The sequence below is a fragment of the Streptococcus milleri genome (assembly GCF_900636525.1).
Classification (GTDB): Bacteria; Bacillota; Bacilli; order Lactobacillales; family Streptococcaceae; genus Streptococcus; species Streptococcus hominis.
This window is the reverse complement of the sequence record NZ_LR134288.1, coordinates 1,547,691-1,574,207: the sequence shown is the minus strand read 5'-3', so window position 1 is coordinate 1,574,207 and position 26,517 is coordinate 1,547,691. Positions and strand designations below refer to the sequence as shown.

Sequence of the window (26,517 nt, the reverse complement as noted above, 5' to 3'; positions counted from 1 at the left end):
TCGCTAAGTGCGAGAGAGAATCAGATTGGTTCTCTCTTTTTTGATGTTCAAAGCGATGAGAATTTTCGTTTTAAAATTGTCAAAGTTCCAGAAACCAAAAGCTTAGCATTTGACGTCCTTGATGAGATGATTGGTTTATATTAAAAACAATGAGGGATATTCCTTATCTATTTTTTAATCGAAAATTCATTTGTTTTATGGTAAAATAGTTTCATTACAATACGAGGGAAAAAGATGTCATCTACGTTTGAAATTTTAATGAATCAAATTGATATGCCACTTGATATGAGACAATCAAGTGCCTTTTTACATGCAGAAATTGAGCAAGTTTTAGTGCATACCGTCAGTCATGTTTGGGAATTTCAGTTTGCTTTTGGAGAAATTTTACCCATTGAGTTGTTTCAAGAATTAAAAAAACGTTTAAATGAAGAATTTTCTAAGACGGGCAACCAAGCTATTTTTGAAATTAAGGCTGCCAATCAAGATTTTACAGAGGAGCTGTTGCAGGCTTATTACAAAGAGGCTTTTACAGAAGGACCTTGTGCCAGTCAAGGCTTTCGTAGTATGTACCAACAGCTACAGGTGCATGCGGACGGCGATCAGCTCTGGATTGAGGGGCCATCCAGTATTGATACGGAGCATTTTCGGAAAACCCATTTGCCAAATCTAGCCAAGCAATTGGTGAAGTTTGGCTTTCCGCATTTTCACTGTCGGGTCAAAGCAAGTGACGCCTTAACTCAGCAACAAGTTGAGACTTTCCAAGCTGAAAAAGAAAAGATTGTGCAAGCGGCTAATGACGAGGCGCTAAAAGCTATCGAAGCACTGCAACAAATGGCACCGCCACCAGCTGAGGAAAAACCAAACTATTCTGATTTTCAAGCACGAAAAGCGGCTGCTCGACCAAAGCTGGACAAGGCAGAGATTACGCAGATGATTGACATCCAGACCGAGGAAAATCGCATTGTCTTTGAAGGTATGGTCTTTGATCTTGAGCAAAAGGTTACCCGCACAGGGCGTGTGCTGATTAACTTTAAGATGACTGATTATACTTCTAGCTTTGCGCTTCAGAAATGGTTTAAAAACGAAGAAGAAGCCAAAAAATTTGACATCATTAGGAAAAATTCTTGGTTGCGTGTGCGTGGGAATATTGAAATGAACAACTTCACGCATGACTTGACCATGAATGTTCAAGATGTGCAAGAAGTGACACATTATGAGCGGAAAGACTTGATGCCAGAAGGTGAGAAGCGGATTGAATTTCACGCGCACACCAATATGTCAACCATGGATGCTCTGCCAGAAGTGGAGGAATTGATTGCGACAGCCGCTAAGTGGGGACATAAGGCAGTTGCGATTACTGACCACGGCAATGTACAGAGCTTTCCGCATGGCTATAAAGCTGCTAAAAAAGCTGGTATTCAGCTGATTTACGGCATGGAAGCTAATATCGTGGAAGACCGAGTTCCTATTACCTATAACGAAGTGGATATGGAACTCAAGGAAGCCACTTATGTTGTCTTTGACGTGGAAACTACCGGTTTGTCTGCTATTTACAATGACTTGATCCAAGTAGCGGCAAGTAAGATGTACAAGGGGAATGTCATTGCTGAGTTTGACGAGTTTATCAATCCAGGTCATCCTTTGAGTGCCTTTACGACAGATTTGACGGGGATTACAGACGAGCATGTCAAAAATGCGAAGCCACTCGAGCAGGTCTTGCAAGAATTTCAAGACTTCTGTCAAGATACGGTGCTCGTTGCCCACAATGCTACCTTTGATGTGGGATTTATGAATGTCAATTATGAACGGCATGGGTTGCCACAGATCACGCAACCAGTCATTGATACCTTGGAGTTTGCCCGTAATCTCTACCCAGAATACAAGCGCCACGGTTTGGGACCATTGACTAAGCGTTTCCAAATATCGCTTGATCATCATCACATGGCTAATTATGACGCGGAAGCGACAGGACGCCTACTCTTTATTTTCATTAACGATGCGGCGGAAAAACGAGGTGTCACCAATCTTCAAAAGCTAAACACAGATTTGGTGGATGAAAACTCCTATAAAAAAGCGCGGGTCAAACACGCTACAATTTATGTAAAAAATCAAACGGGTTTGAAGAACATTTTTAAATTAGTCAGTTTGTCTAATACAAAGTATTTTGAGGGCGTACCGCGGATTCCACGAACAGTTTTGGATGCGCACCGAGAAGGCTTGATTTTAGGAACGGCCTGTTCAGAAGGAGAAGTGTTTGACGCGGTTGTTTCGCAAGGCGTCGATGCTGCAGTGGAAGTTGCGAAATACTACGATTTTATTGAAATCATGCCTCCAGCAATTTATGCACCGTTGATTGCCAAAGAGCAGGTTAAGGATGTCGAAGAGCTTCACACTATTATCAAAAATTTGATTGAAGTGGGAAATCGATTAGACAAGCCTGTTCTTGCTACAGGTGATGTGCATTATATCGAGCCTGAAGAAGAAATTTATCGAGAAATTATCGTCCGCAGTCTAGGGCAAGGAGCGATGATTAACCGTACCATTGGACATGGCGAAAATGCTCAACCAGCTCCACTTCCAAAAGCGCATTTCCGCACAACCAATGAAATGTTGGATGAGTTTGCCTTCTTAGGTGAAGAATTAGCTCGGCAGGTGGTTATTGATAATCCAAATCAATTGGCAGCAACCTTTGAACCGATTGAGGTGGTGAAAGGTGACCTTTATACACCATTTATTGACAAATCAGAGGAAAAAGTCGCTGAGATGACTTATGCCAAAGCTTTTGAAATTTATGGAAATCCGCTGCCGGATATTGTAGACCGACGAATTGAGCGGGAATTATCCTCCATTTTGGGGAATGGATTTGCCGTGATTTATCTGGCTTCACAAATGTTGGTACAGCGCTCAAATGAACGCGGTTATTTGGTGGGTTCACGTGGTTCGGTCGGCTCTAGTTTTGTGGCGACCATGATTGGGATTACTGAGGTAAACCCTTTATCTCCTCACTATGTTTGTGGCAAATGCCAGTATTCAGAATTTATTACGGACGGTTCTTACGGTTCAGGCTTTGATATGCCAGATAAAGATTGTCCGCATTGTGGGCATAAGTTGAGTAAAAATGGACAGGATATTCCTTTTGAAACCTTCCTTGGTTTTGACGGTGATAAGGTACCTGATATTGACTTGAACTTTTCTGGTGAAGATCAACCGAGTGCCCACTTGGATGTTCGAGACATTTTTGGTGAAGAATATGCCTTTCGTGCTGGTACGGTTGGTACAGTCGCTGCCAAAACAGCGTATGGATTTGTGAAAGGTTATGAGCGGGATTATAATAAATTTTATCGTGATGCAGAAGTAGAACGATTAGCGCAAGGTGCAGCAGGTGTCAAACGAACGACTGGACAGCACCCAGGAGGAATCGTCGTTATTCCAAATTACATGGATGTTTATGATTTTACGCCGGTTCAATACCCAGCAGATGACTTGACTGCTGAATGGCAAACAACTCACTTTAACTTCCATGATATTGATGAAAATGTCCTGAAACTCGATGTGCTCGGTCATGATGATCCGACTATGATTCGGAAATTGCAGGATTTATCAGGTATTGACCCTAATGATATTCCTATGGATGATAAGGAAGTTATGGCACTCTTTTCAGGAACAGATGTTCTGGGAGTGACACAAGAGCAAATAGGTACGGCAACTGGTATGCTGGGGATTCCTGAGTTTGGAACCAACTTTGTACGGGGCATGGTGGATGAAACTCACCCAACAACTTTCGCAGAATTACTTCAATTATCAGGCTTGTCTCACGGTACGGACGTATGGCTTGGAAATGCACAAGATTTAATTAAGCAGGGAATTGCGGACTTATCTACCGTTATCGGTTGTCGGGACGACATCATGGTCTATCTCATGCACAAGGGCTTAGAACCAAAAATGGCCTTTACCATTATGGAGCGTGTGCGGAAAGGTGCATGGTTGAAAATTTCTGACGAAGAGCGTAATGGTTATATTGCCGCTATGAAAGAAAACAATGTCCCTGAATGGTATATTGAATCTTGCGGAAAAATCAAGTACATGTTTCCTAAAGCCCATGCAGCTGCCTACGTAATGATGGCTCTACGGGTAGCTTATTTCAAAGTGCATCATCCGATTTATTACTATTGTGCTTACTTTTCTATCCGTGCCAAAGCCTTTGATATTAAAGTCATGAGTAGCGGATTAGATTCAGTTAAGCGCAAAATGAATGAAATCTCTGAAAAACGTAAAAATAATGAAGCGTCCAATGTAGAAATTGACCTGTATACAACCTTGGAAATCGTTAATGAAATGTTGGAAAGAGGTTTCAAATTTGGCAAACTCAATCTGTATAAGAGTGATGCGACAGAATTTCTTATTGACGGAGATAGCTTAATTCCTCCATTTTCTGCTATGGATGGTTTGGGAGACAACGTTGCAAAACAATTGGTTAAAGCGCGTGCAGAAGGAGAATTTCTTTCAAAAACCGAATTGCGCAAGCGTGGCGGCTTGTCCACTACTCTAGTCGATAAAATGGATGAAATGGGGATTCTAGGCAATATGCCAGAAGACAATCAGCTCAGTCTCTTTGATGATTTATTCTAAAACTTCTTCTTTTGATGAAAGACAGGAATTTCATCAACGGCAGCTGCCACTAAACTAGAATTTTTGCTTATTCATTTGCGAAATATGATTGATTTTGCAATCTTTCATGGTAATGATTTATTGCGAGTAGCTAGCTGTTTTTTGAAAGGTTCTGCCTCAAAATTACTACTTGTAAAATTTTTTACAAAATTTATAGATTCTTGTTGTTCTTTGTAAGCTATTTACAAATAGAAAGGATACATTATGAAGTTAATGATTTCAGCTGAAGATAAAAAATCCCAAAGAGATTTTCATTATGCGCTTGAATTTTCTGGAAAGACTGTTCTTGCTTCGGTAGTATTGGTCAGTTTGGCTGTGCTAGCAAGTCGTGCCTGTTCTTTCAAAAACAAGAAAAATTATTGTTGGCATAAAAAATAATGCAATAGTACCAGTTGTGAATAATCAGGAAGGATAACTAAATGATTGGAAGTATGTTTGTCGGCTTCATTATTGGTCTGATTGCAGCAGCAATCACCAATCGTGGGGAACGAATGGGTTGTATTGGCAAGATCTTACTAGGTTGGTTTGGGGCCTGGCTTGGGCAAATGCTCTTTGGTAACTGGGGACCTCATCTGTCAGATACAGCGGTTATACCGTCTGTGTTGGGAGCGATTATTCTTTTAGCTATTTTCTGGGAAAGAGGAAGCTGACTTCTAAAAATAGGAGTGAGACCGATACCTACAATTGCTAGTGCAGTCGCCCACAAAGGAATTAAAATTCGAAAATGTTAATCTCAGCTTTCTTATTTCAAGGCTTCGGTACAAAATGTTCTGTATAGTCTCGCCCCATAAGGCGACTTAACTGTTTTTCAGACTGTTTAGATAGTGAATGCAGAAAACGAAGGTTTCATCAAAATTGCTCTTTGGAGTTTCAAAGGCGAATGAAGATGAGACTTGCTTCACAAGTTCTATCTACCACCTCAAAATAGTGCTTTGTTTTGTGCGATAGCAGTTGCGTTAAAATTGCTTGTCATCCTAAAGTCATGAGTCTGAGACAGATTCACACGATAACTACAAAAAAGAACAACCTTGATTTTCTGTTTATCAGAAGCCAAAGTTGTTCTTTTTATTTGTATTCTTGAGTTATAGTGCTTTTATAAAGAAATTTTAATTGGGAATGCTGTTTTAGAACAGAGATTCCCTTTTATTTATTATTCAATCACTAGCATGCCTTCTTTGATTGCGAAGGGTTCTTTTTCATTGATGCGGTCATAGAACATGATTCCGTTGGTGTGGTCAATCTCGTGTTGAACCACGATTGAGTTGTATCCTTTGAGTTTGATACGGTGTTTTTCACCTTCTTTGTCAAAATATTCAACAGTGACGCGTGCATGGCGCACGACATAACCAGGCACTTCACGGTCAACTGACAAGCAGCCCTCCCCCTCAGCGAGTGCGGCATCTTGAACAGAATGTGCCACTACTTTAGCGTTGTACATAACCGTTTGCAAAGCATAGGCTTCCTTTGGTGGATTGCCCTCTTTGTCTGGCAGGTTTGGCACCAATACAGCAATAATACGCTTTGACAGATCTAGCTGAGGTGCAGCTAGACCAACGCCGCCACGAAGCCCCATTTTTTCAGCAGTTGCAGGGTCTTGTGAATTTCTCAAAAATTGGAGCATTTTTTCACCCAAGATAACTTCTTGCTCTGTAAGTGGAAAGGTGACATCCTTGGCGACTGCCCGAAGCGTTGGATTCCCTTCACGAATGATGTCATTCATATCAATCAAGTGAGCTGGTTTTGTTAATTTTTCAATAACAGACATGTTTTCTCCTTCGTTCTAAAAATGGATTTCTATTCCAAATTAAATTCTTTGTATATGATAAATATAACACAAAATAAAGGAGAAAGAAAGAAATCGAAATAGCGTGTAATGAATATGTGGAGAAAACACGAAATAAATTAGTAAAAAATTAGTCTATTTTGCTTGATATTTTTAGCAAAAATATGTATGATATTTAGTTGGATACCTAAAATATTATTAGTAACAAAATAAATTACTTTTTAGGAGGGACAAAAAATTGAAAATTCTACTATTTGGAAATACGGGATATGTAACCAAAAAGTTTATACAAGAAGCTTTTCCAAAGGATACGGTTTATCTTTTGGGAGAAACAGATTTAAAAAGTTCAAAAAAATTAAAATTGACAGTTTTTCCGAAAACAAAAGAAACCATTTTAGTAGAAGTTTTAAGAACCTATCAATTTGACCAAATTCTTTATCTTTCTAATTTGCTAACTTATAAGAATCAACGAGTAGGGGAGCTAGAACGGCTGCAAACTTTTTTACATCATACCGAAGAATTATCTCATTCGAAAATTCTTTATGTGACAGGACCAGAAGTGCTTAATGATCCTCAGGAGCTAGAAAGGGCGGCAGAGGAGATTTGCCTCAATTGGTCCAAGACAAATGGGCGATCTCTGAAAATAGTTCGTAGCCCTTATTTGTATTCTTCCAAATTGCCAGAAGATTATTTGTATCAGTTGTTTGACAGTCTTCACCAAAATAAAACAGTTCATATTGGAGAACATCCAGATGAAATTGCGAATTTTATCAATTCAGAAGATTTAGCAGAGCTAATCAGCAAAATTTTTGATAGTTGGAATGACCAAACAGAAATCTTAACTATTTATAATCCCTTTCAGATTACATTTCAGCAATTTGCGGCGAAATTAGAAGAACTGTCTCTCTCTAAAAGTGCCATAGAGATTGATTCAAAGTCAACTGAACCTTATCTTTATCGCTCGACAGATGAAGATAATTTAAGACAACGTTATGGCTGGTTTATTCGTTACTCGGTTCTAGATGATCTATCAGATCTTTACAAAGATTTCGTAAAAGAAAATAAGACGTCTAATCATCTGGAATTCAATCATTTGAAAAAAGCTATTTATCTGATGCGGTCTCATAAGGTTTATCAAAAGGTAGCTGAAATTTTGCTTGCTTTTTTACTATCAGAAGGTTTGAGTACGTTATTAAATGGTTTCAATCAATTCAAAATGATTGATATTCGCTTATTTTTTGTAACCTTGATTAGTACAATCTTTGGAACTTTATATGGCATTTTTGCTGGTCTCCTTTCAATACTAGGGTTATTTGCAGCCAATATCTTCTCGGGAGGAAACTGGCAATCAATCGTCTATAATACCGATAGGTGGATTTCCTTTGCGGCTTATATGTTCGTTGCTCTTATTTGTGGGATTATCCAGATGAAGTACCAAGATGAGAAAGAAATGCTAGAAAAAGAAAATCAGCTGCTAAATGAAAGAAATGAACTCTTATCTATCTCCTATGAGGATGCAGTTTATGATCGTGAAAAGCTCGTTCAGCAAGTCGTTAGCAATCAAAATGGTGCGAGCAAACTATTCTCTATTTTTCAACAATTGGATAAGCCGACAGTAGAAGCTGTTTTAAATGAAACGAAGAAAGTTATTGAGGAGCAATTGGGAGCAAATAAAGTCAACATTTATTCATTATCTAATTCTTCTGACTTCAATCTAAGTAACTACCCTACATTAGCAGAAGAGTTAAAAAATGATGAAGTTTGGATAAATAAGAATCTTCTTCCAGATTACCCATTTTATGCATCAGAAATAAAAGCTGCTTCAGGATTAAAGTACCTCCTGTGGATTGAAGATGTTTCTTATAACCGTTTATCACTTTCTCGCCTCCACTTTTTGCAAATGATTGGTGGAGTAGCAGCTTCCATGTTAGATAAAGCGGGTTATCATCAAGCATTTGCAAACATTAAAAAGCCGATGTCTTTGGAGAATAATTCTAACTCAATCAAACACGGAGGTTGATAAATGGAATACATTATTTCTATTTTTTGTGTGATTTTAGATTTGATTCTATGTATTCATTCTTACTATTTGCTCAAATATAAAAAAATCAAACTACCGTTGTTTTATATTGTTTTTCCTATTGCAATACCGTTTCTAGGCTATCTTTTGCTTTGGCTTTTAAATCTATCTAGACATGACGATAAATCAAATGTGTCTCTTCTGGCAAAAGAGGCAGATGTTTGGACGGAGATAAGTGGAATTGAAAACAAGAACGAACTAGGAAATGCATATGAGGATGTCGAAGAACTCATTCCGTTAGAAGAAGCGCTGTTGTTGCAAGATAAGGAGACAGCACGGTGGATGTTAATGGAAATGGTTAGTCGGACTCCAAATCGTTTTATTGATTTGTTATTTTTGGCTCGTAAAGATGAAGATACAGAAGTTGTACATTACGCTACAACTTTGATTGCGGAGGTGTCACGACAGTACGATGTTCGTTTGCAAAATTTAAATAAAAAGTATCGTCAAAATCCTAATGATTTCCAAGTTTTAACAGAGTATTGTGCTACCTTAGCAAGTTACTTGCAAAAGGGACTTGTCACTAAACGGTTGGAAAAACTACTTAGAACAGATTATTCAAATCTTTTGGAGAAAAAGATACAACAAAAAGAAGAGTTGTCGGATTATCTGAACTTCATTAAAAATGAATTATTGCTCAAACATTATAATCGAGTTAAAGATTATTTAGATTTGATTTCACAAAAGTGGACACAACAAGAAGACATTTATATGTTATATCTGCAATATTATTATGAAACAAAACAAGGGGAAAGGATAAAAGAATTAGTAAAGGCTATAAAGGAAGATTCAATTTACATCTCAAAAGAGAATCGAGAACAATTAGCTTTTTGGCAGTCTTAAAGGTTGGAAGGAATGAAAAAGAAGAAAAAAACGTTGGCTTATTCAAGAGAATCCATTATAGTGGTGGTTATTTTTCTTTTGTTAGCCGCATTTTTATGGATTCAAAAAAGTGGGGAGCGTTATACGGTTGCTACAAGTAAAAATACCTATCTAAAAGGGAATATTCCTACTTCTAAAACAGTTTTTGAAAGTTTGGCAAAAGAAAATCTTGTCCTTTATGATGAGAGCAATGATACCAGTAGACGAGCGAAAGAACAATTCTCGCAGATTCTTAAAGACATGAAGCAAGGCTATCAATTGGTTGATATTTCAAAAGATTCTCTTCCTAGTTTTTCAAATTATAAAAAAGTTATCGTACTTTTAAGCGATTTAGAAACTCTGGGAGAAAAAACGCAGGAAATGGTTGACTGGGTTGAGCAAGGCGGAAATGTTCTCTTTGGTGTTACGCTAGTTAAGGATAATGCTTCTGCATCCATTGAGCAAAAATTAGGAGTAACGAATTCCAGTGCTGAGAATTCTGTGGTAAACAAAATGTATATTGATAAAGACTTCATGATTGGTGGCGGGAAAAGTTATCCAATTGATGGAGGATTTGAATCGGCTTGGACGGTCTCTCTTTCATCAGACACCAAAGTTCACGCTTGGACAGATAATGAAGCGCGTATTCCTCTTGTTTGGGAGAAAAAATATGGCAAAGGCAAATTTGTAGTAGATAATTTTGGAATTTACGAAAGAGCAGTTCGTGGGATTTATGCGGCTTCTTATAGCTTGTTGACAGAAGCAACAGCTTATCCAGTAATTAATGGTGCTACGTTCTATTTGGATGATTTCCCTTCACCAGTACCAGCAGGAGATGCTACCTACATTAAGCGAGATTACAATACAAGTATTTCTGATTTTTATACGAATATTTGGTGGCCGGATTTATTGAAGTTATCTGAAAAGTACGGTATCAAGTATACTGGTGGTGTCATTGAAAATTATGAAGATGATACATCAGGAAATGTAACGGCACAAAAAGATATAGAGCGCTTTAAGTATTTTGGAAAATCTCTTTTAGCAAATGGCGGAGAGATTAGCTACCACGGTTATAATCACCAGCCACTTTCTCCAAAGGATGTTGATTATGGAGATGAATTTCCAACATACAAGACTTGGAAAGACAAAAAAGCAATGGAATCTTCTATTCGTGAGTTGATTCGATTTACGAAGGAGCTCTTTCCAAAAGGCGAAAAGTCTGTCTATATTCCACCTTCAAATGTTCTTTCAAAAGAAGGAAGAGAAGTGTTGAGAGCGAAATTCCCAGAGATTAAAAGCATTGCCAGTAACTATTTCCCAGGAAGATTTACCTATTCTCAAGAATTTGAGGTAGCTGATGATGGACTGATTGAGCAACCACGGATTGTTTCAGGTGCATCATGGGACAATTATTCTAAGTTGACTGTTTTTTCAGAGCTGAATATGCATTATGTAATGACCCATTTCCTCCATCCAGATGATGTGATGGACGAAGATCGAGGTGCAAAACTTGGCTGGGCAAAATTATATAAAGATTTTAGTGATGAGATTGCATGGGTTGATAAAATGGCACCTAATATTAGAGATTTGACGGGTTCTGAAATGGCGGGGGCCATTCAACGCTATGGTATTTTAAGTGTTCAGCAACAGAAGACTGATACTGGTTTGGAATTAAATCTTGGGAATTTCCATGATAATGCTTACGTAATGCTTCGGTTGAATGAAGGAAAACCAGGAAAAGTGACAGGTGGAAAATTAGAGCATTTGACTGGTAATCTTTATTTATTGCATGCTACGTCTGCAAAAGTAGCGATTGAATTGAAATAAAAAGAGAAAAGAAAATAAAAATGAGAATCTGTTTGGTTTTAGAGGGCTCTTACCCTTATGTACATGGTGGTGTATCCACTTGGATGCACCAATATATCACAGAAATGAAAGAACATGAATTTATCATTTGGGTTATTGGGGCCAATGAAGAACAAAAGGGAAAATTTGTCTATGAATTTCCTGAAAATGTCGTAGAAGTTCATGAAGTATTTCTGGATAGCTTAGGTAGCTCAAAAATAATAGAGAAGAAAATTGAAGAACTATCTCGTGAAGAGTATGACGCTTTAAAACAATTAGTTTTTTGTGCAAAACCTGCTTGGTCTCTTATATTTGATCTGCTACAAGAAGGAAAAATTCAGCGAGATAATTTTTTAGCGAGCGAAGAGTTCTTTTCCATGATTCAAGAGCTATGTGAAGAAAAATATGCTTCACAGCCTATGTCAGATGTCTTTCATACCATTCGTTCCATGCTTTTTCCTCTGTTGAACCTCTTATCAAGCAGTATTCCTTCTGCGGATGCGTATCATGCTATTTCTACAGGGTATGGTGGTATTCTAGCTACATTAGCAAGCACACGTACGCGAAAGCCGTTACTTCTAACGGAGCATGGTATTTATACACGTGAACGTGAGGAAGAAATTATTCGTGCAGATTGGCTCTTGCCCTCTATGCGTAAGCAATGGATTGATTTCTTTTATATGTTATCAGATGCTATTTATTCTAAGGCAGATTGTATTACGAGTCTTTTTTCAAAAGCTCGTGAAACACAAATTGCTCTTGGTTGTGATGCGAAAAAATGCCGAGTTATTTCAAATGGTATTGATTATGAAAGCTTTTCTAACATTCCTTTTGAAAAAGATGATTGGATTAACATCGGCGCTGCTGTCAGAATGGCGCCAATTAAAGATATTAAAACTATGATTTATGCTTTTTACGAAGTATCAGCGCAGATGTCAAATGTTCGCCTTTATATCATGGGTGGGGTGGATGATAAAGCTTATGCGGAAGAATGCTACGCTTTAGCTCGTAAATTAAAATTAGAAAATCTGATTTTTACAGGACGTGTAGATGTCAAGGAATACTTAAAAAAGATGGATTTCATGATTCTAACAAGTATATCAGAAGGACAACCATTATCTATTTTGGAGTCAATGGCTGCTGGAAAACCTTGTGTTACAACAGATGTCGGCTGTTGCAAAGAATTATTAGAGGGGCGCGAGGATGATGAACTGGGAGTAGCTGGTTACTGCGTTCCGCCAACGGATTTAATGAGTTTAGCTCATGCTATGCTTGTCATGGCGAGTTCAGAAGAAAAACGTCTAAAAATGGGACAGATTGCTAAAAAGAGAAGTGAGAAATTTTACCAGTATCATCAAATGATTGAACAATATAGACAATTATATAAGGAGTATGTAAAATAATGGCAGGGTTGGGATTTGAGCTGCGAAAAGTGTATAATAAAGGTAACTTCCTTGCAAAACAAAAAGCTTATGGTTATGCAGGAGTTGTATATATCGGACCGATGCTTCTTGGGATTTTGCTTATTTTAGCAGTTGTCGGTCTAAGTGTTCTAGGTCACTTCGGGAATGGCGAACGTGATCATTTGCTGGGCTTGATTTCGTATTCTATATTAGCTTCTCTAGCAATTACCAACCTCTTTTCAATGATTGTCACTCGCTATGTAGCAGATATGCTTTATGAGAAAAAGTTTGAAAAAGTACTATCTTCTTATTTTTCCTCTGGAGCCGTGATGCTAGGTCTTGGAGTTGTGACTTATGGAGTTTTTCTCTTGATTTCAGGGATTCCTTTGTTAGAAATCATCTTAAATTTGGTCTTGTTTAGTGAACTATGCCTAATTTGGAATGCCGTGAATTACTTAACAGCTGTAAAAGATTACCGTAGTATTCTAAAAACTTTTGCTATAGCAATAGGTATTACTATTGGAGTTGGTTTAGTGGCGCTTGCATCGGCTATTCCATATGGTTTGCTCCTTAGTGTTTGTATATCTTATGGCTTCATTCTTGTACAAATGATTCGTATTTTGTACAGGCACTTCCCCAAAAATTATGCCGCCAATTTTGAATTCTTAATTTGGTTTGATCGATATTTAGATCTTTTCAAAGTAGGCATTTATATGTTTATTGGACTTTTTTCCCATATCGTCATCAATTGGTTTGGCCCACTCGGCAAGGGAATCGGAGGATTGTTTCATACAGCACCGGTTTACGATGTCCCTGCCATGTTAGCTTATCTGGTTACTTTAGTATCAACTGTAAACTTTGTGGTCTCTGTTGAGGTGAAGTTTTATCCTAAATTTAGGAAATATTACCATATGTATGAAGGAGTGGGAAACGTTAAGAAAATCAACCAGAGCGAAATTGAAATGATGAATGTTCTTCGGAATGAATTAAAGTATTTATCATGGAAACAGCTTCTGGCTACTTTATTAGCCATGTTTGTGGGAATTGTTCTATTGACAGTTTTACCGCTCGGTTTTAACAGTCAGATGAAAGGTTATTTTCAAACACTCTGCTTAGGTTACGGGCTTTATGCTGTAGGAAATGTCAATCTATTGATGCTACTTTATTTTGTTGATTATGAAGGGGCAAAGAAATGTGCGAGATGGTTTGCAGGAATCTCTGTTATTTTTAGTATCCTTACCCAATTTATGGATACATCTTTTATTGGATATGGCTTCTTATTAGCTGCTCTTGTACTTTATCTTACGGCGAGTACGCGATTGAGCGAATATACAAAAGATCTTCCCTATCGTATCTTAGGAAGTCAAGAAGTCGTTTATCGTGAAGAGGAAGGCTTCTTTACGAGGTTATTCACTACTTTGAAAGCGAGGTCGAAGGATGGATAATAAATGGACTAAATTTTTACTGGTCTTTGGATTAATGGCACTTGCATTTATTATTTTAGCTATTTCTGATAGTGGTGGAAACAAAACGAAGCAACCAACTACAAAACATGTAAAAAAAGAAAAAGTGGCAAACATCAACGATCGTCACCTCCGTGATAAAGAATCTTTATATGCTCAAAAAAATCCTGATGTTATTACTATGTATTTGACAGTGAGACGCGGAAATACTGCGGAGAACACCGATCACTCTTGGCGAGAAATCAATCAATATTCTGCTTATGATTATGAAAAAATGGGAGTGAAACGCTATCAGGTTGCGGGTCTTTTGCAAGTAGGAAATGAAAAAGGTCCTGTTGCGGGTGAATTTGGATTTGAGGAGCAAGTTCCAAATGCGACCGTTCAAATTCGAGGACAAAGCTCTAGCCGTTCAAAGCAGAAAAGTTATAAGATAGAAATCAAAAAAAATAAAGGGATTTGGGAAGGACAGCGAACGATCAATTTGAATAAGCATCCTTATGAATCTCTTCGTTTTCGAAATAGGTTAGCTTTTAAATTGATGGAGGGCATTCCGCAAATTGTTGGACTTCGCACTCAATTTGTCCATTTGTATGTAAAAGATGAAACTGGTTCAGGTTCAAAGAATTTTGAGGACTATGGATTATATACACAAGTTGAACAACTGAATAAAACAGCTCTTGAAGCGCATGGATTAGATAGAGCTGGTCAACTTTATAAGTTGAACAACTTTGAATTTTATCGGAAGGCAGATGCTATTCGAAAGGAAAATGACCCAAAGTTCGATAAGAAAAAATTTGAAGAACTCTTAGAAGTTAAGGGGGATCACGATCATACCAAGCTTATTGATATGTTGGATAAATTGAATGATAAGTCAACGACAGGCGATAAAATATTAGAAAAATATTTTGATGCCGAAAATATCCAATATTGGTTAGCTTTTCAGATTTTAATGGGAAACATTGACAGTCAAAATCGGAATATGTTCCTTTATAGCCCACAAAATGGAACTCGTTGGTATATTTTACCTTGGGATTTGGACGATTCTTTACGGAAAGGCGAGAGAGAACTTCGTAGATCGGGTGCGCTGGGACAAAATTCTTGGCGTTATGGTGTGAGTAATTATTGGGGGAATCTTCTTTTTCAACGATTGCTAAAATCTGAAAGATTTAGAACGGGTTTGGATAAAGTGGTTGATAAATTATATAGAAATCAACTTAGTCCTAACAGTATCGGTGACTTGAGCAAGCAATATGCGAATATTGTCAAACCATATTTAAGTCGTATGCCAGATGTGGAGCGTATGCCTATAAAAGAGGAGCAATATGACAAGATTTTAAATGAATTACCAAAGGAAGTTGAAAAAAATTATCAAGATTATAAAAATAGTTTGCAGTCTCCTCAACCATTTTATATTGACCAGCCAAGAGTTGAGAATGGGGAACTGGTTCTTAAGTGGATGTCATCATACGATTTTAACAATAAAGAAATCACTTATCATGTAGAATTAGCTAAGGATCCTAACTTTAAAGATAAGATCCTTGACAAGAAAGGTCTAACAGAGACAAGTGTCACTACAAAACATCTTCCAAAAGGTCAATATTTTATGCGCGTGATTGCTACAAATTCTGATGGTAAATCTCAGGCTGCTTTTGAACAATATCGTGTGGATACTACCAGTCTTTTTGGCGTTTTAAGTTTTTATGTGATGGAAGATGGTAAGATAAAGGTTGATGTTTATGAAAATAAATAAAGAAGAACAGTTTCGTCATGAAGGGAAATACCTGATTGGTCTGAAAGAAAAAGAACTATTGACGCAACGCTTTGGCTCCATCCTATCTTTGGATAGACATGCTCAAAATGGTGGCTATACCATTCGCAGTCTGTACTTTGATGATTACTGGAATAGTGCTTATGAGGAGAAAGAAGCGGGAATTTTGATGCGTAAAAAATACCGTATTCGGATCTATAATTTTAGTGACCGAAGTATCAAATTGGAGCGTAAAAAGAAATTTGGACAGTATATTTATAAGGAAGCTGCACCTTTGACACGAGAAGAAACAGAGAAAATTATTGATGGAAATTATGATTTTCTTCTCCATAGTCCCTATTTGTTGTGTCGAGAATTTTATGTTGAATGTGTGGCAAATATGATGCGACCTCGTGTCATAGTAGACTATGAGCGTGAACCTTGGGTTTATGATACGGGGACAATTCGTTTAACATTTGATTCAAATGTTCGTGCTGCTATTGGTAGCTATGATATATTTGATGAAACCTTACCAACTTTACCTGTTTTAGCACCGGGGAAGTTAGTTTTTGAAGTAAAATATACAGAATTGCTTCCCCAAATGATAAAAGAGGTTATTCCCCCCCAAGCTTCCGAGTTTCTTGCCGTATCCAAATATGTATTGTGTTATGAAAAAACAGCCTACTTGCATGATTTCGGATACTGGTATGATACAGACTACTAGTAGAGGAGAAAAAGATGAGTGTTCAAGATATCATTAAAAAATCTGTCTTACGATCAGAGAATTTTACTACCCAAAATATTGGGAAAATTGTTGCGACCTTACTATTAGCCATTGCATTGGGAGCCTTTATTTACTTTGTTTATCAACGATTTTTTACCGGCGTTGTCTATTCTAGAAGTTTTGCCATGACCTTAGTTGGAATGTCTATTTTAACAGCGATGGTAACACTAGCTATTAGCTCAAACATTGTTATTTCACTTGGTATGGTAGGGGCGTTGTCTATCGTTCGTTATCGTACGGCGGTTAAGGATCCGATGGACTTGCTTTATCTGTTCTGGGCTATTACAACAGGAATTACCGTTGGAGCGGGTATGTATATTTTAGCCTTAGTAACAGCAGCTGTCATTTTTGGCATGTTAATCATTTTTAGTAAAATGCAAGAACAAGGAAAAGTCTATATTGCTGTTATCCATTATCAAGGAGATGAAGCTGGCGATAAAGTCATTCAGGTCTTTGGAAAAATGAAATATTTTGTGAAATCAAAGACAATGCGAGGAGAAACCGTTGAAATGGCAGTAGAAGTCTTTTGTCAAAAAGAGGATTTCACTTTTGTAGAACAAATACGTAATATTGAACAGGTTTCGGACGTAACACTAATCCAATATAATGGTGAATACCACGGATGATGAGAATGAGTAAAATAATATCAATTTGTTTGAGCGTTTTAGCAGCCCTATTTATTTGCGTAGCAGTTTTTTCCCCGTCCTTGAAAAAAAATAGAAAACGAGTGGAGCAGAATTTCACCTACTCCGATAAAGTGGTGCCCAATCCTTTAATGGGCTACGCTCCTTCAGCGAAAGAACCAGAAGTAACCAAAGATATTCAGTTGGTCTATATGGATGTGACTTGGAAAGAGCTGGAACCTCAAAAAGGAGTGTATGCTTGGGAAACCTTAGAAGAGAAAAATCAGCTCAAACGTTGGCTAAAAGAAGGCAAACATGTTGTTTTACGCTTTGTTTTGGACTATCCTTGGAAAGCCACTCATGAGGATATTCCTTCTTGGTTAATCAAAGAAATGTCTGATCCGGGAGACCGCTATACTTCTTCCTATGGAAAGGGCTTTTCGCCGAATTATGAGGATAAAAAGCTGATTCATTATTATCAAAAAGCGGTTGAAGCAATGGGACAACGCTGGGCTGATTCTGGACAAATTTCTTTTATTGAGCTAGGGGGACTAGGTCATTGGGGAGAGTGGCATGTGAATGATGAGGCTAATATTCGGAAGTTGCCAGAAGCGGCTATTCGTGAAAAATATATTACCCCTTGGATAGATGCTTTTCCAGAAGCGAATATTCTAATGCGGCGTCCGTTTGTAGCAGCCAAGAAGTATGGATTTGGTCTTTATAATGATGTGGTTGGAGACGAAGAAAGTAAAAAAGTTTGGCTAAATTGGATTCAATCTGGTGGAGATTATGACCAGGAAAATGCCAAAAATGGCTTAGTCTCTATGCCAGATGCTTGGCAAACAGCCCCTATAGGTGGTGAATTAACCAGTTCAGCTACTATGAAAACTCTCATGGGGAAAAAGCTGAAACAGATCATCAAAGAACTTCAGGAATCTCATACTACTTTTTTGGGTCCTAAAATTGCTGAAATGATAGACAATGACGATAGTAGCTATAATGAACTGTTGAAAAATATGGGTTATCGTTTGTGGGTTCCACAGATGACACTTACTTCTAGTAAGAAATCTACTCAGTTATCCATAACATTAGCAAATAAAGGCGTTGCTCCCTTTTATCGCAATTGGAAAGTGAAGATTTACGTTCAAGATAAGTCAGGCGCTATTGTTGAAAGTAAAACTGTACCAATTGAATTGACAAAAATCTTACCTCATAAAGCACAAAAAGTAAAAATTTCTCTTTCAACTGCTAACTTGACTGGTGAAGGAAATGGATACAAAATCGCTTTAGGAATTGTTTCTCCTCTCACCAAGAAACCAGCTGTTCATTTTGCTAACAAAGGACAGGAAAGACAAAAATTGCTGACCTTGTATGAAGATTGAAACTAAACAAACCAACGTTGTATTCTTATTTACGGCGTTGGTTTTTTATGTCAGAATTAGATTGCGTCTTTTCATAAAAAACTGTATGATAGGGATAGTGTGATTTTAGAAAGAAGATAAGATGAAAAGATTCATGGAGAAGGCTAGTATTCTGGCTTTATCATTTGTGTTGACAACGGCATTTTCAATTTCCAGCGCCTTACCGGCAATGTTTCAGTTTTATAAGAATTATTCTTCTAGTCAGGTAGAGTTATTAGTCTCCTTGCCATCTATTGGGATTATGTCTTTATTGCTTTTTAATAGTATTTTAGAGCGTTTTTTATCTGAGCGACAAATGATTATACTAGGGCTATTGTTATTTTCTCTTTGTGGCCTCATCCCATTTTTCAATCAAGCTTATGGTCTCGTTTTTGCTTCGCGATTTATTTTTGGTTTAGGTCTAGGTATGATGAACCCTCGAGCAATTGCGATTATTAGTGAGCGCTTCCAAGGGAGAGAGCGTGTGCAAATGTTGGGCTACCGTGGGTCAGCAGAAGTTGTAGGGATGGCTTTGTTGACTTTAGCGGTCGGGCAACTCTTGCGTTTTGGCTGGACAACTACTTTTCTAGTTTATACAGTTGGCTTTATTATTTTAGCACTATATCTTTTGTTTGTTCCTTATGAAAAAAGCAAAGTCGATAAACATGAGCATCTCAAGTCTGCTCAGAAAATGACCACAAAACAAGTGCATTTAAGCATATTGTTGGCTTTTATAGCTGGAATGATTGTGTGTACCAATGTCGCTATCAATTTACGTATTCCAAGTCTTGTCTTACAGAATAAAATGGGAAGTGCTGAAACAGCGAGCTTAATTCTCAGCTGTATGCAGCTTGTCGGGATTCTAGCTGGCGTTAGCTTTGCCAGCTTAGTGAGTATGTTGAAAAATCGCTTATTGACAGTAACGGGAATTGTTTTTGGTTTCAGTCAAGTGATGATTGGTTTTTCGAGCCACATTTGGTTCTTAAGTTTAAGTGCTCTGTTGGCTGGTTTTGCTTATAGCGTATCTCTAACAGCTGTATTTCATATTGTATCAGAGAAAATTCCTGCCCATTTGGTCAATCGCGCAATAGCGATTGTTGTCTTGGGTTGCAGTAGTGGTGCTTCAGTATCAACATTCGTCCTATCCTTGATTGGAATCATTTCTTCTGTTCCAACCTTTATTTTTAGTGTACTAGGGGTTCTCATGATAGCAGTATCCATTTTAGCTGCTTTTGTCACTCATCAACAAAATGAGGAAAAAGATGCGATTAGATAAGTTTTTAGTAGAAATGGGGCTTGGTTCACGAACAGAAGTCAAACGCCTATTGAAAAAGAAGCAAGTTTTGGTTAATGGAAAAATAGAAACATCTGCGAAAATTCAAATAGATGAAAATCAGGACGAAATTTCAGTCAATAAGCGAGTATTGGACTATGAAAAATTTGTATATTATCTTTTAAATAAGCCGAAAGGAGTCATTTCAGCTACTGAAGATGCTAACCATCAAATAGTTTTGGATTTGTTAGATGAAAGTGCACGCCAGAAAGAAGTTTTTCCAGTTGGACGACTTGATATTGACACTCACGGACTTTTGTTATTAACCAATAATGGTGCTTTGGCACATGCGATGTTGTCTCCTAAAAAGCATGTAGCAAAAGTTTATCGTGCAAAGGTAGATGGGATTATAACTGAAAAAGATGTGGAGCATTTTGAAGCAGGAATAGAGCTCAAGGACTTTACCTGTCAGCCTGCAAAATTGACCATATTAGAAGTGAATGAAGAGCAGCAAACTTCTCTGGTGGAGATTATAATTTCTGAAGGAAAATTTCACCAAGTGAAGCGAATGGTTCAGGCTTGCGGAAAAACGATAACAGATTTGGAACGCCTTTCTATGGGACCGCTTATGCTGGATGAGCGTTTGGAATTAGGCACTTTCCGCCGTTTGACAAAAGAAGAATTAGAAAAACTCACTATTTTTGGTGTAGAACTCTAAGCCGGAATGTCCCATTTGACAAAACCTTTCCTTCTTGGTAGAATAAGAATGTCGTTAAAGACAAATAACTTTTTCTTGGTATTAGGTGGGCCAAGCCTAACACTCGGATGAAGCGTAAAGAAAAGGAGAATATCATGGCAATCTCAAAAGAGAAAAAAAATGAAATCATTGCACAATATGCACGTCACGAAGGTGACACAGGTTCAGTTGAAGTACAAGTAGCTGTTCTTACTTGGGAAATTAACCACCTCAACGAACACATCAAGGTACACAAAAAAGACCACGCTACTTACCGTGGTTTGATGAAAAAAATCGGTCGTCGTCGTAACCTTCTTGCCTACTTGCGTAAGAACGATGTTAACCGTTACCGCGAATTGATTAACTCACTCGGACTTCGTCGTTAATTCAATTAAAAGTCTCTCATGAAAATGAGAGCTTTTTTTCTACCATTAGAAATAGAAATGTGGTAGAGTAAGCATATCTCTTGACTGTTGTAACAGCTATTGATACAATGTATTTATAAAAATAATTACAAATGTAATTGAATAATAAAAAGGAGAATGACCATGATTGAAATCACTTATTTGGATGCTAGTAAGCAAGAGAGGGTTATAACGTTTGAAAGCTATCAAGAATTTGAGCAATCGCAGCAAGCCTGCTTGATTAATGTAGCAGATTATTACCCGGTTCAAAAGCTGCTTGTTAATGGACACGAATTGGATTACCAAGGGACTTACGGTGATGTTTTCTTTTATCTAATGAAGCAAGATTTAAATCAATACAAATAAAAGTGAGGTAAAATGATGACAAAAGCTATTACTGATGCAACGTTTGAAGCAGAAACAAAGGACGGTCTTGTTATTATTGACTTTTGGGCTACTTGGTGTGGACCTTGTCGTATGCAAGCTCCTATTCTAGAAAAACTTTCCGTAGAAATTCCAGAAGATGAATTGAAAATCGTGAAGATAGACGTTGATGAAAATCCAAATACCGCACGACAATTTGGTATTATGAGTATCCCAACTCTCTTATTTAAAAAGGACGGCCAGGTTGTGAAACAAGTCGCCGGGGTACATACAGCAGCACAAATCAAGCAAATCATGACAGAATTAGGATAAAGCATAAAATCCGCTTAGTTTTTAAGCGGATTTTTAGGTGCCTGAAAACTTTTAGTCAGATACTTAAAAAAGAGATTCTTGAGGAGCCATAATAAAACTTAAAATAAAGTATTGACTTGTTTAAAATTAAGCGTATAATTATATTTAATAAAAATTAAGCGATTGATTAACAAAAAGAAAGTGGATATAAAATGAAACGAATATTGCAAAATAAACTGTTTATGGGAACTTTCGTCTCGGATATGTTGTCTAATTTTGGAGATGTACTCTATTATTTGGCTTTAATGAACTATGTTCTGCTATTGCCAGAAGCAAAATTTGCAATCTCTTTAGTGACTTTATCTGAAAGTTTGCCTTTTCTGACGATGATTTTCATGGGCATGTGGGGCGATCGTACTAAGAAGAAAGTAGATACGATTTTGGTGACGCTTTTGTTTCGGACAGGACTGTATCTGCTCATTGGTCTGGCTATGGGCTTTCAGCCAGCTTTATGGGTAGTGATTTTAGCTGTATTGGTCAATCTTTTATCTGATCTAGCCGGTCAATATGAAGATGCTTTGCACATACCACTCAGCCTTCGTATTATTCCAATGGAAAATCGTGAAGCCATGTATGCCTTTCGTCAAGGAGCAAGCTCTATCCTAAAGATTCTCTTTCAATCCAGTGGAGCAATTTTAGCTGGGCTGATGAGTTATCAACACCTCGCATTTTTTAATGCTGGAACTTTTGTAGTTAGTGCTTTGATAATGCTGATACTTCGTCCCAGTTTAAATAATCTGCTCAAAGATAATCCAATTCATTCTTCTGTTGAGAATCGTGAGGGAGAGAGGCATTTTATTAAAAATACATGGAATAGTTTGCAGCAATCTTATCAAACTGTTCAGAATATCTCCATCTTAAAGACTTCTATTTTTACCATTGCTGGTTTAAATGCTGTGTTTGCAGCAGAGAATGCACTGCTCCTCCTAAATATGAAAGAAAATTCCAGTTTTGCATTTATCAATCCAGCCACAACTATAGCAACCGTTACAGTTGTAACTTTGATAGGAAATATTTTGGGGAGTGTTTTGGTAACGACCTTATTAAAAAAAGTAAGTATGGAATTTTTACTGAAGATTTCCGTATTCATGCCCCCTGCTCTCTTTATTGGTTTTTTACTCCACAGTATTTATATTATTTTCTTGGTTAATTTTTTGACAATGGTTATCGTAGGCATTTTTCAGCCAAAGATGAATGCTTTTATCATTTCATCGCTTCCTGAGGAGCGTTTGGCGACAATCAGTGCGGGGATTAGTAGTTTTTGCACATTAGGCTTAGTTCTTTGTCAAATGCTAGTAGCAGTTTTGGTAACGTTCTTGTCATCAGCCCAAATTGCTTTCTTATTTTTAATATTATCATCAATTTTATTCTTTTATACACTGAAAGTGCCCAGAAAAAATGCTAAACAAGTGATGCAATAGCTTTCCAAACAGTTTACTTGTTAGGGTGAATTTGATAAGATAACACTAAAGAAGGAGTAAAGATAATGGTGGAAGTACAGTATTCAGAACAAGCAAGTGATTTAATGGAGCAGTTTTCTCTATCTACTCTGATACAGGATAGAAGAGAGACTATCGAAAGTTTTAGTGGCAAAGAGCGTGAGCTTTTTAAAGATGTTTTTCCTGTAATGGAAGAGCTTCGCCTTTTGTTTCAACCTTATAAGGAAAAAATGGAAACCTATTATTTGACTGGTTATGGAATCACCTTGCTGCAAAGTTGCTATTTGGAGATGGTAGATAAGGGGCTGATGCCCAAATCGGTTGAAGCGGTACATGCCTATTGTTTGCAGCTAGATGCCGAAGCGATAAGAGAACAGCTAAAAGATCTCTTAAACACAGGTCCTGAGCACATGGCTAAAAGTGGAGATTTTTGGGATTATTTAGAAGCGTCATCTATTAAATCAGAAACTAAGTGGTATTTCAGTCAATTTTATCGGAAGCCACTTGAAGCTATGAAAGAGTTAATAGAATTGTCTCGGGAACTTATTCCGCTTTACCAGCCTTACTTGGAAAAAAGTACTGCCGAACGTAGAGCTTATGCGGCATCCTTTTCATTGGAGGATACCATTACAGAGTCTGCTAGTCTGTCTCATTTTGATTGGAATTTTAAAGAAAATCAATTTATTAGGCTTTATGTTGTCAGTCCATGGGTGGTGCAGTTTTTATCTTACTTCAGTGAAACAGAACCGAAAGAGAGTCATTATTTTATCGTTTCTTGTCGCATTGATCAACTACTTAAAAGCGGAACAGAACTGGATATGGATACGTTTGCCGCAGTTCTCAAGGTACTTAGTGACAGCACACGCTATAATGTTATGGTAGAATTAGCTAAACCGTATGCTAAGAGCAAACGGATTGCTGAAGAGTTAGATATTACTGGAGCAGCGGTTTCTTTTCATACTCAAAAGCTCATCAATGTAAAACTCCTACTTTTTAATCGTGACCATAAAGATGTGAAATATGATGTAAATAAAAGTTTACTTAGAGAAATCATTGCCAAGCTGACTAGTGACTTTGGCTTGGAAGAAAAGTGAACAGAAAGATCTTTGGATTAGTTACAGACGAAAAAGTCCACTTAGAATTTCTAAGCGGATTTTTGAGTAGTTTCTGTTATTCTTCCAATTCTTTACTGTATTCAATAATCTGATCAACTGTGTCTGACAAGAATTGAATGGTATCACGGAGTGGTTTATCAGTAGAGATATCCGCACCAATGATGCGAGCTGATTCAAGAGGCGTTTTGCTTCCGCCAGATTTGAGGAAGTTGAGCCAATCGCGAGCACCATTTTCATTATTTTTCAAATGGAGATAGCCAGCAGTCGAGATGACGAGACCTGCGGAATAGGTATAACTATATAGTCCCATGTAATAATGACTTTGCCGCATCCAAGTGAGTGCAGCATCGTCATCAATTTCCACCGCATCACCCCAGAATTCGGTCAGAACCTCTTTCATAATGCTATTGAGCTTATTGGCACCAAAGGTTTCGCCTGCTTCAATCAGATTGTAAACCCGACGTTGGAAAGCGGCTTCTAGGAGGTGAGTGATGAAGTTATGGAAGTAGGTGTCAGTTAAGCGATGCGCAAGAGCAAAACGTTTTTGGCGTGGATTGTCAAATTGATGCTCTAAATAGTCGCTAAGCAGCAGCTCATTAAAAGTAGAAGGAGCTTCTACATAATAAGTTGACATGTGGGTGTTAAAGTAGCTTTGGCTATTGTCAGAGAAGATAAATTGCCCAGAGTGACCAATTTCGTGAATTAGAGTATATACATCACTCATGCGATCAGTCCAGCTCATGAGAACGTACGGGTGCACACGATAAGGGTCGGTCGCATAACCACCGGAGTCCTTACCGGCATTAGCTGCAAAATCCACCCAACGTTCTTTTTGATAATTGGCAATTTCGCGCGTGTATTCTTCTCCAAGCGGAGCAACTGATTTCATCACTAAGTCGTAAGCGTCATCAATAGTGACATCAGGATTGAGTGCGCTGTCCAAGTCCAATTTCCAATCTGCAAAGGTCATTTTTTCAAGACCGTTGATTTTAGAAACGTGTTTGAGGAACTTTTGTGCAACAGGTGCAAATTCAGTCATGATGAGGTCAATCTGCCGGTCAAACATAGAACGGTCTACCTCTTGCTCAGCCAAAAGATAGTCAAAGACAGAGTCATATCCCCGCATATCAGCAATCAGTTTTTCAGATTTTACTTGAGCCAGATAAGCTGCAGCAGCGGTATGCTGATGTTTACGAAGTCCAGCTGAGAAAGAACGGAAAGACTTTTCACGGACTTGAGCATTTTCGTGATTTTGGTAGAAATTTTCGTAGCTGATAAAGCTATTCTTATAAACTTTTCCGTCTACTTCAAAATCCTCCATAGCAAAATCACCTGCCCTCATTTTGGTGTAAATGTCTTGTGGGCTGTAAAAAACTTCACTGAGATTTGTCAGAGCCTTTTCGACATCGGCACCTAAATAGTGAGCTTTTTGAATTTTTGCTTGACGAATTGCAGCAGTCAAATGCGGTAGTTGTCCGAGACGGTCGAGTACTTTTTCATTGGCATTTACCAAAGCTGCGTCAAAGAAGCTAAGCGCAACGCTGGCTTCTGTTTCAAAATCTGTACCAGCTTGCGCAATCTGTGCAAAGCTTTCATCACCGTAGTCCGTTGTTTGCGGCATAAAGCTGTAGTTGCCAATATGGCTTCTTTGAATGTAGATTTGCTCCAATTCAGCAAAAGCCTTTTCAAAATCCTCGAAAGTATGGAGGTTATCCTTATAATCACGTGTGAATTGGTTAATGTCCTCGCGTGTTTTTTCAATCGCACGCAAGAAATCCTCTCGGTCTTGATAGAGGGCTGTTAAGTCCCACAGTTCATTTTCTGGAAATTCAGAACGTTGTTTTTGTTCAACCATAAATCTATTTCTCCTTGTCATTAACTTTCTTCTAGTATAGCAGAAAAACGCAATAAATAGACAGCATTTCAAAAATTATCGCTAAATTCTCAAAAATTCTTGGTAAAAAGCTGTTTTAAGGCTTTTTCTTTTAGTTGAAAATATGATAAAATAAGGTTTATACGTGCTTGATACAAAGATGAGGATTTAAAGGCTTATTGGAGACAATCCTTGTTTATTTCAAAAGTACAGCAGATGAACATTGTGAGCGTTTAACGAGATTTGCGACAGGAACTTGTTAAATCAATACTATTTGGCAAGAGG

21 protein-coding genes and 1 pseudogene are annotated in these 26,517 nt (G+C 37.7%); 19 read left to right on the top strand and 3 right to left on the bottom strand.

What is annotated here, in order from left to right:
- Positions 1–3: 3 nt before the first annotated feature.
- A pseudogene (locus EL087_RS07740) lies at positions 4–135 on the bottom strand (ISL3 family transposase); the annotation flags it as partial.
- Between the two features lie 99 nt (positions 136–234).
- Here EL087_RS07740 and EL087_RS07735 point away from each other — a divergent pair.
- The 3 genes from EL087_RS07735 to EL087_RS07730 all read left to right on the top strand — a co-directional run bounded on the left by EL087_RS07735 (position 235) and on the right by EL087_RS07730 (position 5,318).
- Positions 235–4,629: a PolC-type DNA polymerase III gene (locus tag EL087_RS07735; RefSeq protein ID WP_126407823.1), complete on the top strand. Its 4,395-nt coding sequence runs from the start codon at positions 235–237 to the stop codon at positions 4,627–4,629.
- A gap of 243 nt (positions 4,630–4,872) precedes the next feature.
- A complete protein-coding gene (locus EL087_RS09270) occupies positions 4,873–5,046 on the top strand; it encodes a hypothetical protein (protein ID WP_164558140.1) in 174 nt (57 codons plus the stop codon).
- Between the two features lie 41 nt (positions 5,047–5,087).
- A complete protein-coding gene (locus EL087_RS07730) occupies positions 5,088–5,318 on the top strand; it encodes a GlsB/YeaQ/YmgE family stress response membrane protein (protein ID WP_106100006.1) in 231 nt (76 codons plus the stop codon).
- A gap of 500 nt (positions 5,319–5,818) precedes the next feature.
- On the opposite strand, the gene def is transcribed toward EL087_RS07730, so the two are convergent.
- Complete coding sequence (gene def, locus EL087_RS07725) at positions 5,819–6,433, bottom strand: peptide deformylase (protein WP_126407821.1); 615 nt, start codon at positions 6,431–6,433, stop codon at positions 5,819–5,821.
- Between the two features lie 256 nt (positions 6,434–6,689).
- On the opposite strand from def, the gene EL087_RS07720 reads away from it, so the two are divergent.
- From EL087_RS07720 to EL087_RS07645, 16 genes are all read left to right on the top strand, one after another.
- Positions 6,690–8,471, top strand: coding sequence for a hypothetical protein (locus EL087_RS07720; RefSeq protein WP_126407819.1), 1,782 nt, complete (start codon positions 6,690–6,692; stop codon positions 8,469–8,471).
- 3 nt (positions 8,472–8,474) lie between these two features.
- Positions 8,475–9,374: a hypothetical protein gene (locus EL087_RS07715; protein WP_003039611.1), complete on the top strand. Its 900-nt coding sequence runs from the start codon at positions 8,475–8,477 to the stop codon at positions 9,372–9,374.
- Positions 9,375–9,386: 12 nt separating this feature from the next.
- Complete coding sequence (locus EL087_RS07710; RefSeq protein ID WP_003039652.1) at positions 9,387–11,219, top strand: DUF2194 domain-containing protein; 1,833 nt, start codon at positions 9,387–9,389, stop codon at positions 11,217–11,219.
- A 20-nt stretch (positions 11,220–11,239) separates the two neighbouring features.
- Positions 11,240–12,640 carry a GT4 family glycosyltransferase PelF gene (gene pelF, locus EL087_RS07705; protein WP_037566770.1) on the top strand — a complete coding sequence of 467 codons (1,401 nt, stop codon included), beginning with the start codon at positions 11,240–11,242 and terminating at the stop codon, positions 12,638–12,640.
- Positions 12,640–14,085, top strand: a complete 1,446-nt coding sequence (gene pelG, locus EL087_RS07700; RefSeq protein ID WP_126407817.1) for an exopolysaccharide Pel transporter PelG — start codon at positions 12,640–12,642, stop codon at positions 14,083–14,085. The genes pelF and pelG overlap by 1 nt, the downstream gene beginning before the upstream one ends.
- The gene (locus tag EL087_RS07695) at positions 14,078–15,853 is read left to right on the top strand and encodes a CotH kinase family protein (RefSeq protein WP_003039853.1); all 1,776 of its coding nucleotides are present in this window, start codon (positions 14,078–14,080) and stop codon (positions 15,851–15,853) included. Before pelG ends, EL087_RS07695 begins: the two co-directional genes overlap by 8 nt.
- On the top strand, positions 15,840–16,574 hold the full coding sequence (locus tag EL087_RS07690) for a polyphosphate polymerase domain-containing protein (RefSeq protein ID WP_003039522.1): 735 nt from the start codon (positions 15,840–15,842) through the stop codon (positions 16,572–16,574). Before EL087_RS07695 ends, EL087_RS07690 begins: the two co-directional genes overlap by 14 nt.
- Before the next feature lie 14 nt (positions 16,575–16,588).
- The gene (locus EL087_RS07685; protein ID WP_126407815.1) at positions 16,589–17,260 is read left to right on the top strand and encodes a DUF4956 domain-containing protein; all 672 of its coding nucleotides are present in this window, start codon (positions 16,589–16,591) and stop codon (positions 17,258–17,260) included.
- Positions 17,261–17,265: 5 nt separating this feature from the next.
- Entirely contained in the window at positions 17,266–18,639 is a 1,374-nt protein-coding gene (locus EL087_RS07680; RefSeq protein ID WP_390614113.1) for a DUF4832 domain-containing protein, read from the top strand.
- A 121-nt stretch (positions 18,640–18,760) separates the two neighbouring features.
- Entirely contained in the window at positions 18,761–19,933 is a 1,173-nt protein-coding gene (locus tag EL087_RS07675; protein WP_126407811.1) for an MFS transporter, read from the top strand.
- A complete protein-coding gene (locus EL087_RS07670; RefSeq protein ID WP_126407809.1) occupies positions 19,920–20,648 on the top strand; it encodes a pseudouridine synthase in 729 nt (242 codons plus the stop codon). Before EL087_RS07675 ends, EL087_RS07670 begins: the two co-directional genes overlap by 14 nt.
- Positions 20,649–20,782: 134 nt before the next feature.
- Positions 20,783–21,052 (top strand): 30S ribosomal protein S15, encoded by a 270-nt coding sequence (rpsO, locus tag EL087_RS07665; RefSeq protein ID WP_003026255.1) that lies wholly within the window; start codon positions 20,783–20,785, stop codon positions 21,050–21,052.
- A 162-nt stretch (positions 21,053–21,214) separates the two neighbouring features.
- Positions 21,215–21,436 (top strand): DUF4649 family protein, encoded by a 222-nt coding sequence (locus EL087_RS07660; protein WP_003026254.1) that lies wholly within the window; start codon positions 21,215–21,217, stop codon positions 21,434–21,436.
- A 15-nt stretch (positions 21,437–21,451) separates the two neighbouring features.
- The gene (gene trxA / locus EL087_RS07655) at positions 21,452–21,766 is read left to right on the top strand and encodes a thioredoxin (RefSeq protein WP_126408175.1); all 315 of its coding nucleotides are present in this window, start codon (positions 21,452–21,454) and stop codon (positions 21,764–21,766) included.
- A 191-nt stretch (positions 21,767–21,957) separates the two neighbouring features.
- Complete coding sequence (locus EL087_RS07650) at positions 21,958–23,226, top strand: MFS transporter (protein ID WP_126407807.1); 1,269 nt, start codon at positions 21,958–21,960, stop codon at positions 23,224–23,226.
- 65 nt (positions 23,227–23,291) lie between these two features.
- Positions 23,292–24,338 (top strand): ArsR/SmtB family transcription factor, encoded by a 1,047-nt coding sequence (locus tag EL087_RS07645; protein WP_126407805.1) that lies wholly within the window; start codon positions 23,292–23,294, stop codon positions 24,336–24,338.
- Positions 24,339–24,414: 76 nt separating this feature from the next.
- On the opposite strand, the gene pepF is transcribed toward EL087_RS07645, so the two are convergent.
- Positions 24,415–26,214, bottom strand: coding sequence for an oligoendopeptidase F (gene pepF / locus EL087_RS07640; RefSeq protein WP_126407803.1), 1,800 nt, complete (start codon positions 26,212–26,214; stop codon positions 24,415–24,417).
- Positions 26,215–26,517: the final 303 nt, after the last annotated feature.

Bases quoted from the DNA above. Each gene is read 5' to 3' on its own strand.
- EL087_RS07735 (WP_126407823.1), top strand. From the start codon at position 235: ATGTCATCTACGTTTGAAATTTTAATGAATCAAATTGATATGCCACTT.
- EL087_RS09270 (WP_164558140.1), top strand. From the start codon at position 4,873: ATGAAGTTAATGATTTCAGCTGAAGATAAAAAATCCCAAAGAGATTTT.
- EL087_RS07730 (WP_106100006.1), top strand. From the start codon at position 5,088: ATGATTGGAAGTATGTTTGTCGGCTTCATTATTGGTCTGATTGCAGCA.
- def (WP_126407821.1), bottom strand. From the start codon at position 6,433: ATGTCTGTTATTGAAAAATTAACAAAACCAGCTCACTTGATTGATATG.
- EL087_RS07715 (WP_003039611.1), top strand. From the start codon at position 8,475: ATGGAATACATTATTTCTATTTTTTGTGTGATTTTAGATTTGATTCTA.
- EL087_RS07710 (WP_003039652.1), top strand. From the start codon at position 9,387: ATGAAAAAGAAGAAAAAAACGTTGGCTTATTCAAGAGAATCCATTATA.
- pelF (WP_037566770.1), top strand. From the start codon at position 11,240: ATGAGAATCTGTTTGGTTTTAGAGGGCTCTTACCCTTATGTACATGGT.
- pelG (WP_126407817.1), top strand. From the start codon at position 12,640: ATGGCAGGGTTGGGATTTGAGCTGCGAAAAGTGTATAATAAAGGTAAC.
- EL087_RS07695 (WP_003039853.1), top strand. From the start codon at position 14,078: ATGGATAATAAATGGACTAAATTTTTACTGGTCTTTGGATTAATGGCA.
- EL087_RS07690 (WP_003039522.1), top strand. From the start codon at position 15,840: ATGAAAATAAATAAAGAAGAACAGTTTCGTCATGAAGGGAAATACCTG.
- EL087_RS07685 (WP_126407815.1), top strand. From the start codon at position 16,589: ATGAGTGTTCAAGATATCATTAAAAAATCTGTCTTACGATCAGAGAAT.
- EL087_RS07680 (WP_390614113.1), top strand. From the start codon at position 17,266: ATGAGTAAAATAATATCAATTTGTTTGAGCGTTTTAGCAGCCCTATTT.
- EL087_RS07675 (WP_126407811.1), top strand. From the start codon at position 18,761: ATGAAAAGATTCATGGAGAAGGCTAGTATTCTGGCTTTATCATTTGTG.
- EL087_RS07670 (WP_126407809.1), top strand. From the start codon at position 19,920: ATGCGATTAGATAAGTTTTTAGTAGAAATGGGGCTTGGTTCACGAACA.
- rpsO (WP_003026255.1), top strand. From the start codon at position 20,783: ATGGCAATCTCAAAAGAGAAAAAAAATGAAATCATTGCACAATATGCA.
- EL087_RS07660 (WP_003026254.1), top strand. From the start codon at position 21,215: ATGATTGAAATCACTTATTTGGATGCTAGTAAGCAAGAGAGGGTTATA.
- trxA (WP_126408175.1), top strand. From the start codon at position 21,452: ATGACAAAAGCTATTACTGATGCAACGTTTGAAGCAGAAACAAAGGAC.
- EL087_RS07650 (WP_126407807.1), top strand. From the start codon at position 21,958: ATGAAACGAATATTGCAAAATAAACTGTTTATGGGAACTTTCGTCTCG.
- EL087_RS07645 (WP_126407805.1), top strand. From the start codon at position 23,292: ATGGTGGAAGTACAGTATTCAGAACAAGCAAGTGATTTAATGGAGCAG.
- pepF (WP_126407803.1), bottom strand. From the start codon at position 26,214: ATGGTTGAACAAAAACAACGTTCTGAATTTCCAGAAAATGAACTGTGG.